This window comes from Carnobacterium funditum DSM 5970 (assembly GCF_000744185.1).
Classification (GTDB): domain Bacteria; phylum Bacillota; class Bacilli; order Lactobacillales; family Carnobacteriaceae; genus Carnobacterium_A; species Carnobacterium_A funditum.
Window position 1 is genome coordinate 1,368,397 of sequence record NZ_JQLL01000001.1, and the last position, 12,818, is coordinate 1,381,214.

Consider the following 12,818-nt stretch of genomic DNA (forward strand, 5'->3'; position numbering starts at 1 on the left):
ATTTCATTCACCTCATGGTGAAGAAATACATTAAAAAATAAAACGCGATGTTTTCTTGGTTTCTTGCTTTTCTTACATGTTAAACACTATCCAGTTTTCAAAGAACAATTCTATTCTTTTGCGATTTCATCGCAATGGAGCCTAGCGGGATCGAACCGCTGACCTCCTGCGTGCAAGGCAGGCGCTCTCCCAGCTGAGCTAAGGCCCCAAAAGGGGTTCAAATAAAAAAAAGGCTATTAACCTCTCAAAACTGAACAAAGTAAAACAACTGTGACGGTTCCGTTATATCCTTAGAAAGGAGGTGATCCAGCCGCACCTTCCGATACGGCTACCTTGTTACGACTTCACCCCAATTATCTATCCCACCTTAGGCGGCTGGCTCCCAAAAGGGTTACCTCACCGACTTCGGGTGTTACAAACTCTCGTGGTGTGACGGGCGGTGTGTACAAGACCCGGGAACGTATTCACCGCGGCGTTCTGATCCGCGATTACTAGCGATTCCGGCTTCATGCAGGCGAGTTGCAGCCTGCAATCCGAACTGAGAATGGCTTTAAGAGATTAGCTTGACCTCGCGATCTTGCGACTCGTTGTACCATCCATTGTAGCACGTGTGTAGCCCAGGTCATAAGGGGCATGATGATTTGACGTCATCCCCACCTTCCTCCGGTTTATCACCGGCAGTCTCACTAGAGTGCCCAACTGAATGCTGGCAACTAATAATAGGGGTTGCGCTCGTTGCGGGACTTAACCCAACATCTCACGACACGAGCTGACGACAACCATGCACCACCTGTCACTTTGTCCCCGAAGGGAAAGCTCTATCTCTAGAGTGGTCAAAGGATGTCAAGACCTGGTAAGGTTCTTCGCGTTGCTTCGAATTAAACCACATGCTCCACCGCTTGTGCGGGTCCCCGTCAATTCCTTTGAGTTTCAGCCTTGCGGCCGTACTCCCCAGGCGGAGTGCTTAATGCGTTAGCTGCAGCACTGAGGGGCGGAAACCCCCCAACACTTAGCACTCATCGTTTACGGCGTGGACTACCAGGGTATCTAATCCTGTTTGCTCCCCACGCTTTCGAGCCTCAGCGTCAGTTACAGACCAGAGAGTCGCCTTCGCCACTGGTGTTCCTCCATATATCTACGCATTTCACCGCTACACATGGAATTCCACTCTCCTCTTCTGCACTCAAGTTCTCCAGTTTCCAATGACCTTCCCCAGTTGAGCTGGGGTCTTTCACATCAGACTTAAAGAACCGCCTGCGCTCGCTTTACGCCCAATAAATCCGGACAACGCTTGCCATCTACGTATTACCGCGGCTGCTGGCACGTAGTTAGCCATGGCTTTCTGGTTAGATACCGTCAGGGGATGAGCAGTTACTCTCATCCTTGTTCTTCTCTAACAACAGAGTTTTACGATCCGAAAACCTTCTTCACTCACGCGGCATTGCTCCGTCAGACTTTCGTCCATTGCGGAAGATTCCCTACTGCTGCCTCCCGTAGGAGTCTGGGCCGTGTCTCAGTCCCAGTGTGGCCGATCACCCTCTCAGGTCGGCTACGTATCATTGCCTTGGTGAGCCATTACCTCACCAACTAGCTAATACGCCGCGGGTCCATCCATAAGCGGTAGCCGAAGCCACCTTTCATCCGTTCGCCATGCGGCAATCAGAATTATGCGGTATTAGCATCCGTTTCCGAATGTTATCCCCCACTTATGGGCAGGTTACCCACGTGTTACTCACCCGTCCGCCACTCCTCTTTCCAGTCGAGTGCAAGCACTCAATAGAAAAGAAGCGTTCGACTTGCATGTATTAGGCATGCCGCCAGCGTTCGTCCTGAGCCAGGATCAAACTCTCATAAAAGTTGAACCAACCCGTTAGGATTGCTTCGCTTTTTAACGATGCTTGAAGCTCATTAAAATGACTTGCTAGCGAATAATTATTCACTTTGTTTCTTTTGGTTCGACCCTTGGTCGAACCGCCGTACACAGTTTATTGTTTTACTTTGTTCAGTTTTCAAAGGTCAATCCTTCTTGTTTTGACAACTTCTAAATATTAACATTTAGCAGGATGCTTGTCAAATCTTTTTTTGAATAATTTTTGTTCTATCTACATATTTATTCAAATAATATCTTCTTGTTATCTTTACGACTTTTATATAATAACACAAACAATCAATTTACGTCAATTGTTTTTTCAAGCTCAAGTAATCAAATAAAATTTTCATCTGAATACGTTTCAACAACATCTACTAATATATCAACTTTTTATACATTCGTCAAGACTATTTTTCCAGTTAAATAAATCCTTTTAAAAACAAAGATTCATTTAACTACCTTCACTATTTCGAATGGCTAAATCTTCTTTTTCTTCCTACAAGGCATGTAAAGATGATGGTTCTATCTTTTCTTTTTTAACAATCATTAATAAACCATCACCTAACGGAACAATACTAGATTCTAATGACGGATGATTCATTACTATATCTAGAAAAATAGTTAATTTACGATGAATTGCTCTAGTTCTTTTTGGAATTTCTTCATCCGGCAACAAGATTGTCCCACCTTGCAACACATCGTCGACAACTAACATGCCACCAATTTTCAATAATCGAATACATTCAGGTAAGAAATCATAATATTTTGATTTTGCACTATCCATAAATATAAAGTCGTATTCTCCTGTTAAAGTCGGTAGTATATCTGCAGCTTGTCCTTCTAAAAGAGTTACTTTATCTGTTAATCCTAGAAGTTGATAATTTTTTTTAGCTTTTTCAATCATCACATCAAAACGATCGATCGTGGTTACATGTCCATTTTCACCTACATGTTGTGCCATTAAACTAGACGAGAAACCTATAGCTGCACCAATCTCTAATATTTTATCAGGTTTAATTTGTCCTAATAGTAAGTTTAAAAAGACAACCGTTTCGTGTGGAATGATGGGTACTCGTTTTTCATTTGCTTCTCTCTCAATTTCTCCTAGTTTCCCTCGTAATGGTTTCTGTTTATTTCTTAAAAATTCCACTACTTCTTTTTGTACAACTGGACGATCCATCATTTCATTCCTAGCTACCTTAACTTCTTTATTTTCCATGTAATTTCTTCTCCTCTTTTCCTTAACTTTAAAGCTTACTTACTATTTTTTTACTTAGTTCCTATTATAAATTGCTTAATCTTATCAAACAAGGTTTTGTTTCGTCATTTTTTGTAACATAGCTTCAAATGCATTGTAAATAGGCTGTTTTGTATGCTATTATCAGTATATAGAACACAATAAAATAATTAAAGGAGGATACAATGATGCTCATTAAATCACTCTGTATTCCTAAAAAAAGTTTAACTACTGTCAAAGAAAGCGCAACTCTTCAAGAAGCGATTGATATACTCGAGGAATCTGGTTATCGTTGCATCCCAATCTTAGATGAAAGTGGAACGATTTTCAGGGGAAATATTTATAAAATGCATATTTACCGTCATCAAGCAAACAACGGTGATATGGGCTTGCCCGTCACAACTCTTTTGAAAAATGCAACAAAATTCATTTCAGTAGATTCTTCTTTTTTCAAAGTGTTCTTTACAATTAAAGAGCTACCTTATATATCTGTTTTAGATGAAGAAAATCATTTTTTTGGTATTTTAACTCATAGCTCTCTTCTAAACATGCTACAACAATCATGGAATATCGACTCAGGTAGTTATGTATTGACTATTGCATCTTCGGGTCAAAAAGGTGATTTAACAAATATGACTAAAATTATCAACCGTTATTGCTCTATCTCAAGTTGTATTACGTTAGATGCTGAACGCGAAGAGTTGGTCCGCCGTACAATGATGACTCTTGAATCCGGTGTAACTACAGAAACAGTTAAACAAATCAGCGAGCACCTAGAAAAAAAAGGTTTCCGCGTAGTAGAAGTAGAAGATTTAAAAAACAACTAGTTTCATGCATTAATCATTCTTATTAAAAATAAATATTGATAATAAAAAGCCGAAAACAGTCTGTTATTTTCTAGAAGTTAGTTTCATTAAAACTAAGTTCTAACTATAACGTATTGTTTTCGGTTTCTTTTTTTAAGACTCTATTCGCTCATTAAAATGAACTTTTTTATCTACATACAACATAATCGGCGCACCAACTATCATAACCCCAAACTCCCCAATCCCAACGGTTAAGTAACCAAACCAAAAAGGAACAGAAAATGCTAAGTATAATTCCCAAGCAATTAACGAAGAAAGAATAGTAAATACTAATGAGTTAATCAAGAATTTCATCCAGATATTAGGAACTTTCTTAATCAAACCACTTACAATTAATAAAGATAAGAAAGAATGACCTACACCAAATATTAAATCATAGCCCACCATTGTTGAAAAGAATAAATTGGATATAAAAACACCACTTACTATTCCAAAAATATACTTTCTGTTAAAGATAATAAGGTGATTAAAAATTTCGGCGACTCGGAATTGTAACACCCCAAAAGAAATCGGCGCTAAAATCCCCGTGACCGCTACATATAATGCTGCGACAACAGCATTAGTCACAAGACTTTTTATTTTCAAAATTGTGTTCCTCCTAGTTTTTTTCTGTGGGATGGTTACGAACCACATGTTTAGTAACTTTAGCATCATATCATTTTTTTGAAAAAATCTCAATCTGAAGTATTCTTTAATTACAGCTAAAAAACCTTCCGCAGGCTTAATAAGGAAGGTTTATGTATCATGCATCGTTTGATTAAACTGTTTTAGATAAGCCTACACTAATTTCTAAAGCTTCATCGATTTTTTCCATTACCTCTTGATTTAACTGTGTTACTTTTTCTTTTAGCCGTTGTTTATCGATAGTTCGAATTTGCTCCAACAAGACTACAGAGTCTTTTTCTAAAGCAAATTCCTCTGCCGAAATTTCTACATGGGTAGGCATTTTTGCCTTTTGAATTTTTGCTGTTATCGCTGCTACAATTACCGTTGGACTGTAATGATTTCCCACATTGTTTTGTATAATCAACACTGGGCGCATACCACCTTGTTCTGATCCTACTACAGGCGATAAATCAGCATAATAAATTTCTCCCCGTCTTACCATAGGTAGTTCCTCCTTATGATAACTGGCTAGAAATGGGCGCTGACCTCTTTTTCACAAACTTCAAATTCATTACAAATATCAAGATTGATACGAGACATTTCCGCATATCCTTTACGCAAGGTATCATATATAGTTAAGTTTTTTTCTGAAATCTGATTCACCACTGCATTTATTGAGTTGAATTCATTTATACTTGTTTGAACATCATAGCTTTGACTGTCTTTAGAAATATGACGATTCAAAGAAATCTTAAATACCCGGCCATCGTTATTTCTCATGAACCATACCCTCCAATGAATAGCTTTTTCCTTCTCTCACAAAGAAAACTGCATCTGTACTTAGGGTAATGGTACCACGAAATAGCCGGCATTGGAACCTCCTATTGATTGATTAAAAAAATGTTTGTTTTTTGTCACTATTACTAATAGCTTATTAAAATAGAATTAAACATATTTTCTGGGGATACGTGCAGCTAGGCCACAAGCAACTTCATAATGAATGGTATGTAGATGATTAGCGATATCTTGCAGAGTAATGCTTTGATTTTGACTTTGCCCCACGAGGATAACTTCTGTTCCCTCTTCAACCTCATAAGGAAGACGAATCATACACTGATCCATACAAATTCTTCCTATTATCTCACATCTTTTTCCATCCACAAGAACATCCTGCCCTTGTAAGTCTCGACGCCAACCGTCTCCATAACCTATCGGAACAGTTCCGACCCATTCGCCTTCTTTCGCCGAGTATGTTGCTCCGTATCCAATAGTATCTCCTTGTTGCATTTGTTTGATGTAATTAACTTCACTGCTGATTTTCATAGCTGGTATTAATTTGTAAGGTTCTGGCAAAGCTCCTCCGGATGGATTTAGACCATACATTGCAATACCAAAACGTATAAGATTTGAAGAACATGATTTATGCCAAAGTGCTGTTGCGCTATTAGCGGTGTGTACAAACGGTGGTTTTCGGTGCAAGCTATTTACTAAAGTATTAAACTTTTCAGCTTGTTGTTCAAATTGTTTTTCATCTGAACTGTCTGCAGTAGCAAAATGAGTAAAAATGCCTTCAAAATAAATAAGTTCATTTTTATCAAGCCATTGTTCCATCTCTCGTAATTCTTGTATTGTTCTAATTCCGATACGTCCCATTCCAGTATCTAAAGCGACGTGGATTGCCAACTTCTGATTACATTTGCTAGTCTTTATTATCTCACGAGCTTGTTCAAGCCATGCTAAACTACTGATCGTTACACTAAGTTTGTTTAGCGCTAATAACTCTGCATAAGCTACATCTACTAATCCTAAAATTAAAATAGGTTCAGTAAATCCCGCTTCTCTTAATTCTAATGCTTCGTCTAAAATAGCAACACAAAAACCTGCTGCCCCACCTTTTTTTGCAGCTCTCGCAACTTCTATGGCACCATGCCCATATCCATTAGCTTTAACCACTGCATAAAGAACAGCTTTTTTATCTAATCTTTGTATCTCTTGTTGCACATTAGCAGTGATAGCTTTTTTATCAATATAAGCCACTGTTTTTCGATGTATTCCGGAAACCAACTTTAATTCACCCCTCTCCTTTACTCTTCATTTTGCTCTAAAATTACTTGGGCAGCAGCAATTGTATTTGTATGCGTAATTGAAAGAAACACATTCCCATTAAACGGACTTTTCGTTAGTATAGGCTTGCCTTTTTCGTTAGGCAGTATCTCTAAATCATGAAATCCCAACTTGCCGATGCCCGTTCCAAATGCTTTTGAAAAAGCTTCTTTCGCTGCATAACGCCCAGCTAGAAATTCTATTTGACGCGAACCTTTCAGTTCATTAAATATAGCCCATTCAGCTTGAGTCAACACTCGATTTGAAAATGTTTTTCTTTTCTTAACAGCGTGTTCAATCCGATCTATTTCAATTACATCTAATCCTATTCCTACAATCATTTTTATGCCTCTCTTTTTATGTACTTATCATCTAAGACCGTCTAATTTTACTTTCATACCATTCTAGTATCAATTTATACTTGTGTTTATATTATCAGACCAGAGCAAAATTGTCACTTCTTACACATTATCCCTACAGAAAAAACCATCCTCATAAAGAGAATGGTTTTTTCTTGGTTGTATTTGTTTAGTCTTTATTACGGATAGTAAAATTACGGTCTCCGCCGCCTTGACGTCTGTCAGAAGCTGGTTTGCTACGACGACTGTCGTTACTGCCACGTTTCTTATCTGCACTATGACCAGATCCTGATCCTGATCCTGAACCAGATCCTGATCCACCACGACGTTCGCCTGGTTTTCCACCACTACGATTGCCACGGTATCCACCGCCACTAGATTTCCCTTTGTAACCACCACGTGATGAACCACCTTTATTTCCGCCGCCTTTGCTTCCGCCACGACTTGGTAATGGACGTTCTGGTGTAATCTTGACTGGCACTGCAGCTGCATCTTTAGAAACACTCTTCAAGAAAGAGGCCGCTATGTCTTCAGCTGTATAAGTTTCTAGTAATTGAGCTGCTGCTTTTCCATAAAGCTCTAATCCATTAGCATCAATGATAGAACTTGCTTCTTCCATAGATGCTTTGATTTGCCCTTCAAAAGCTTCAGCATTTGTTGGTGGACGTAGAGGTGTCATTTCTTTTTTCGTTAAGTCTTCAATGACACGTAAATAGCCCATTTCGTTTGGTGTTATGAAAGAAACTGAAACTCCTTCATTACCTGCACGACCAGTACGGCCGATACGGTGAACATAGCTTTCTGGATCTTGAGGAATATCATAGTTATAAACATGCGTTACTCCTGAAATATCCAATCCACGTGCAGCTACGTCAGTTGCTACTAGAATATCTATTTTACCTGTTTTAAAAGCTTTTAAAACGCTCATTCGTTTTTGTTGAGAAAGATCGCCATGAATTCCTTCAGCACGGTATCCGCGCATTTCTAAACCTTTAGCTATCTCATCAACACGACGTTTGGTACGTCCAAAAATAATCGTTAAGTCAGGTGTTTGAACATCAAACAAACGTGTCATAATATCAAATTTTTCGAAATCTTTGCAACGAACAAAGAATTGTTCAATTAAGCTATCAGATAACGTTGTAGCTTTGATACTAACGTGTTCTGGTGTCTTCATATATCTTACTCCGATACGCTTGATAGGAGCTGGCATCGTTGCTGAGAATAACAATGTTTGATGTTCTGCTGGAACTTCATGAATGATTGTTTCGATATCATCAATAAAGCCCATATTTAGCATTTCATCGCCTTCATCTAAAACTAATGTTTCAACATGATTTAGTTTTAATGTTTTACGTTTTATGTGGTCTAATAAACGCCCAGGTGTACCTACAACAATGTGTGGTGCATCTTTTAACGCGCGGATTTGGCGACTAATATCAGCTCCACCATAAACAACTTGGACACGAACTTTTTTGTCACGGCTTAAACGGAATAACTCTTCTTGTGTTTGAATAGCCAATTCACGTGTTGGTGCAATAACCAAACCTTGAACTGCACGATTATTCACATCAATTTTTTGTAACATTGGTAAACCAAAAGCTGCTGTTTTACCTGTCCCTGTTTGTGCTTGCCCGATAACGTCTTTTCCTTCAAGTGCTAATGGAATCGTTTGTGCTTGAATCGGAGTTGCTTCCTCAAAGCCTAAACGTTCTACTGATTTTAATAATTCTGGTGCTAAACCTAATTCTGAAAATTTCAAATATATTTCCTCCCAATTTTGAAAACCGTAAAGAGAGATTTTTGCGAAATACAGGCACCATCATTGTTTCAATTCAGACGCACCTGTTGCTGTCACTCCATATAAAAACTCAGCGTACTCATACAAACTATCTTTAGCTGAATCCTTCATTTCATATCAAAAGCTCGGATAAATTCCAAGCTCGTCTGCTTATCTATTTTCACAAAACACTCATTGGTTTTATCTTTTTTAATTAAATCTTTCATTTAATCTAATTAATCTTAACACGTCTATACACGATTATCAAACAATTTACCCCTTCATTTTTATGAACACGTTTCCTTTTCAGGTTTTTAAATGAATCATCTTTTCGATTCTACTATTTCTGCTCGTAACATCTTATTTGCTGTACGTGCATTCCTATGTGGCAGAACACATTTTCCCCACGACTCACTTAACTACTTTCAAAAAGAAAAAAAACCATTTATTATTTCATAACAATAAAAGAGGATTGGGACCATTCCCAACCCCTCTTTTATTATTAAGCGCGTCTATTTCCAAAAATACGCAATAAACCGAGAAAAATATTAATAAAATCTAGATATAAACTCAATGCTCCACTGATCGCTACTGCTCCTAAAGAATGTTCCCCGTTAAATTGGATGTAAATTTGTTTTAATTTGTGGGTATCGTATGCAGTAAAACCAACAAAAATCAAAACTGTAATAATAGATAAAACAAAATCTGCAGGACCACTACGCAGAAATAAGCCATTTACCAATGTAGCAACAATCAAACCAATTAAGGCTCCTCTTAATTGTCCGCCTAGAGTCGACATATCACGTTTAGTAAAGAAACCAACCAAGCTCATTCCAGCGAAAGTTCCAGCAGCCATTAAGAATGCTGCTCCAATACTTCCTAATTCATAGATTAAAAAAATACTTGCCAATGTAATTCCATTTAATAACGCGAAAGCAATAAATCCAACTAAAGAAGCACTAGCTGATCTCATTTTCATGCCATTTGCTGCAAGTTTAGATACTAAAAATATTTCAGCAATAAATAAACCAATCATCCCAAACGGACTTCCGTAAACTAAATCTAATATAAATGGACTTTGAGAAGCATAAAATGCGGTTGTACCTGAAATAGCCAACCCTAAAGTCATATAGCCATAAACTGAAGCAAAAAACCTGGCCATTGTAGGTTGCTCAATAAAATCATTTGTAACGTCTTTTCTTTGCGTATTCAAGTTTATTCCTCCCTTAATTCTGTTAGATAATAGTACTATATCAATTAGTTTGCTTCTCTAAATCAGCCTTAAGTCTGATTTTTACTAGTCTGTCGTTACTCGTAATGCTTTAATTACCGATAATAAATCTGTCCCAAAACTAGATTTCACGAGTACATAATCTTTTGGTTGAATGAGTTCTTTTAAAAAGGCAATCATCGCCTTTTTATCTCCGTCAAAATGATGCAGTCGCTCCTTATCAAAGTCCGATTTTAAAGCCTCATATAAAATTTTCATATGTGTGCCGTATAAAATAACTTGATCAATCTCATCTACTGATAATACTTTTTTTATACTTAAATGCAATTCATTTGTTTGCTCGCCTAATTCTAACATATCACCTAATACAACGATTTTTCTGCCTTCATTTCTCAATTGGCTAAAATTATTTAATACAGCTTTCATTGCTGTAGGATTTGCATTATAGGCATCATTCAACAATGCACTATTGTTAATGCCAGCTAACCATTCCGTGCGATTTTCTGTCAACTGAAATGTCGCTAGTTTTTGAGCAGCTTTTTCAATCGGGATATCTAGTGCCAATCCACTACTTAGTGCAGCTAGTGCATTAGCAACATTGTAAGTTCCTGTTACAGGTAATTTAATTAAAACAGCTGGATTTAAATTAGTTGTAAATGTCGTTTCTCTCATTTCAGATGTTATTTGGATCGAGTAACTATCATTTGTCGGTGAAGGCCCAAATGTTTTAAGCTGTTCTTTTTTTAGAGAACTCGCTCTTTCTACTAGAAGTGGTTCATTTCCCGGAATGATTAATAGTCCATTTTCCTTTAGTCCAGAAACAATTTCCATCTTTGCGTCTGCAATTCTAGCACGGGAGCCAAGATGTTCGATATGCGACTCCCCAATCATTGTAATGATAGCAATGTCTGGCTTAGCTAAATCAGAGAGCAACTTTATCTCACCCGCATGGCTCATTCCCATTTCTAAAATAATAACTTCTGTATCTTGAGGCATCTCTAAAATAGTAATTGGTAATCCGATATGATTATTAAAGTTCCCTTGTGTTTTGTGGACTCGGTACTGACTAGACACTATTGCTTCTACCATATCTTTAGTTGTGGTCTTGCCATTGCTACCTGTAATGCCAATCACTTTAGGGTGTATTTTATTCAGATAATATTCAGCTAAATCTTGAAGGGCTTTTAATGTGTCTTCAACTTGGATAACCGGGATACTCGTTGGCGCATCTTGTAGTGGATTGCTCCAAAAAGTTGCCAACGCCCCATTATCAATAGCTTGTGTAATAAAATCATGCCCATCATTCTCACTAATCAGCGGAACAAATAAGGAATGAGCCTTTATTTTTCTCGAATCAAATCCTACCGTGTTAATTTCAATCATTTCCCATGCATCTTCTATATTCTGAGCATGCACAGCTGTTGCAATTTCTTTTGCCGTTAATGCAAACATATCTTTTCCTCCATTTAGTTAAACTTTGATTTTATCCTACAAAAAAAGCGGCATGGACATCTGTCCTGCCGCTTTTTTCACTAGATAAAACTGTATTAATCTGGATTAAACCCGATCAGTCTGTTCAAATTTCAGTGATTCTTTAAATCTTTTTAACGCTAATTGAATGAGCTCTTCAACTAAGTCACCGTAGTTTAGACCAGTGTGTCTCCAGAGTAAGGGATACATACTAAACTGGGTAAATCCTGGCATAGTGTTCAATTCATTAATAAAAATTTCGTCATTTCCAGTTACAAAGAAATCACATCGACTTAACCCACTTCCATCAATAGCTTGAAATGCCCGGATAGAATAAGAACGCAATTGTTTTTCTACTTCCTCCGAAACTCGAGCAGGTATTTGCAATGTTACTTTGTTATTGATGTACTTAGCATCAAAATCATAAAAAGCACTCTCTTTTATTAATTCTCCTGGAACAGATGTATGAATATCATCATTTCCTAGAATAGCTACCTCAATTTCTCGCGCTTCAATTCCTTGTTCTACAACTACACGACGATCATATTGCAAAGCTAGATTGATAGCTATTTCCAATTCCGTACGTGTTTCGGCTTTGCTAATTCCAACACTTGAACCGAGGTTAGCTGGTTTTACATACATAGGATAAACTAATGTTCCTTCGCATTTTTTAAATACTTCATCAGCATTTGTTAACCAATCTCCTTTGTGAATAGGAACATAAGGAACTTGAGGTAATCCTGCCTGTTGGAAAAGTTGTTTACTTATTATTTTATCCATTCCACATGCGCTAGCTAACACTCCAGCTCCAACATATGGCATGCCAATAACTTCAAACAGACCTTGAACTGTCCCATCTTCACCATTTGGGCCATGCAGTACAGGGAAAATGACAGCCTCTTCTTCTTTTAATTCCGACGGTTTAATAATTTTCCCTTTAGAAGGTATTCCTTCTTCAATAGAAAAAAAAGTTTCTTCGGAACTTGTCAAACGTAAAGCTTCAGAAAATTGAATGGTTTCTGTCTGGTTAACGACTGCGCCTTTTATCCATTCTCCATCTCTTGTAATATAAACTGGTTCAACTTCATAATAATCATAATAGACTTCTTTGATAATGGAGTAGGCTGTTAATATCGAGATATCGTGTTCAGCACTTTTTCCTCCGTATATTAGAAAGATTTTCATTTGGCTTTTCCTCCGAGTTATAACTTTTAGTCTCTTCTTCCAATATGAGTTCTCTTGAATCCAACCGCTATTGTACCATATTTTTATTGATAAAAATAGCAAACATTTTAG

Annotated in this window: 11 protein-coding genes, 1 tRNA gene, 1 rRNA gene and 1 riboswitch; of the genes, 1 reads left to right on the forward strand and 12 read right to left on the reverse strand. The window is 37.5% G+C overall.

Annotated features, from left to right (window positions below):
• Positions 1–135 precede the first annotated feature (135 nt).
• The 3 genes from BR44_RS06345 to BR44_RS06355 all read right to left on the reverse strand — a co-directional run bounded on the left by BR44_RS06345 (position 136) and on the right by BR44_RS06355 (position 3,089).
• Positions 136–208, reverse strand: a tRNA-Ala gene (locus BR44_RS06345).
• A gap of 86 nt (positions 209–294) precedes the next feature.
• Positions 295–1,856 (reverse strand): 16S ribosomal RNA (locus BR44_RS06350).
• Positions 1,857–2,366: 510 nt separating this feature from the next.
• Positions 2,367–3,089, reverse strand: a complete 723-nt coding sequence (locus tag BR44_RS06355; protein ID WP_034551328.1) for an O-methyltransferase — start codon at positions 3,087–3,089, stop codon at positions 2,367–2,369.
• Between the two features lie 206 nt (positions 3,090–3,295).
• Here BR44_RS06355 and cbpA point away from each other — a divergent pair, with 206 nt between their 5' ends.
• Positions 3,296–3,934 carry a cyclic di-AMP binding protein CbpA gene (cbpA, locus tag BR44_RS06360; protein WP_034551329.1) on the forward strand — a complete coding sequence of 213 codons (639 nt, stop codon included), beginning with the start codon at positions 3,296–3,298 and terminating at the stop codon, positions 3,932–3,934.
• A gap of 132 nt (positions 3,935–4,066) precedes the next feature.
• Here the strand turns inward: cbpA and BR44_RS06365 are convergent, their stop codons facing one another.
• The 9 genes from BR44_RS06365 to BR44_RS06405 all read right to left on the reverse strand — a co-directional run bounded on the left by BR44_RS06365 (position 4,067) and on the right by BR44_RS06405 (position 12,707).
• Entirely contained in the window at positions 4,067–4,558 is a 492-nt protein-coding gene (locus BR44_RS06365) for a QueT transporter family protein (protein WP_034551330.1), read from the reverse strand.
• A 7-nt stretch (positions 4,559–4,565) separates the two neighbouring features.
• Positions 4,566–4,610, reverse strand: a riboswitch (PreQ1 riboswitch).
• 120 nt (positions 4,611–4,730) lie between these two features.
• Positions 4,731–5,081 (reverse strand): type II toxin-antitoxin system PemK/MazF family toxin, encoded by a 351-nt coding sequence (locus tag BR44_RS06370; protein WP_034551331.1) that lies wholly within the window; start codon positions 5,079–5,081, stop codon positions 4,731–4,733.
• Between the two features lie 26 nt (positions 5,082–5,107).
• Positions 5,108–5,359: a hypothetical protein gene (locus BR44_RS06375; RefSeq protein WP_034551332.1), complete on the reverse strand. Its 252-nt coding sequence runs from the start codon at positions 5,357–5,359 to the stop codon at positions 5,108–5,110.
• Positions 5,360–5,524: 165 nt separating this feature from the next.
• A complete protein-coding gene (alr, locus tag BR44_RS06380) occupies positions 5,525–6,643 on the reverse strand; it encodes an alanine racemase (RefSeq protein ID WP_034551335.1) in 1,119 nt (372 codons plus the stop codon).
• A 20-nt stretch (positions 6,644–6,663) separates the two neighbouring features.
• Positions 6,664–7,023 carry a holo-ACP synthase gene (acpS, locus tag BR44_RS06385; RefSeq protein ID WP_034551336.1) on the reverse strand — a complete coding sequence of 120 codons (360 nt, stop codon included), beginning with the start codon at positions 7,021–7,023 and terminating at the stop codon, positions 6,664–6,666.
• Between the two features lie 187 nt (positions 7,024–7,210).
• Positions 7,211–8,803 (reverse strand): degradosome RNA helicase CshA, encoded by a 1,593-nt coding sequence (gene cshA, locus BR44_RS06390; protein ID WP_034551338.1) that lies wholly within the window; start codon positions 8,801–8,803, stop codon positions 7,211–7,213.
• A 520-nt stretch (positions 8,804–9,323) separates the two neighbouring features.
• Complete coding sequence (locus BR44_RS06395) at positions 9,324–10,034, reverse strand: Bax inhibitor-1/YccA family protein (RefSeq protein ID WP_034551340.1); 711 nt, start codon at positions 10,032–10,034, stop codon at positions 9,324–9,326.
• Between the two features lie 84 nt (positions 10,035–10,118).
• Entirely contained in the window at positions 10,119–11,504 is a 1,386-nt protein-coding gene (locus BR44_RS06400; protein WP_034551341.1) for a UDP-N-acetylmuramoyl-tripeptide--D-alanyl-D-alanine ligase, read from the reverse strand.
• Between the two features lie 105 nt (positions 11,505–11,609).
• Positions 11,610–12,707, reverse strand: a complete 1,098-nt coding sequence (locus BR44_RS06405) for a D-alanine--D-alanine ligase (RefSeq protein ID WP_034551343.1) — start codon at positions 12,705–12,707, stop codon at positions 11,610–11,612.
• Between the last annotated feature and the right edge of the window lie 111 nt (positions 12,708–12,818).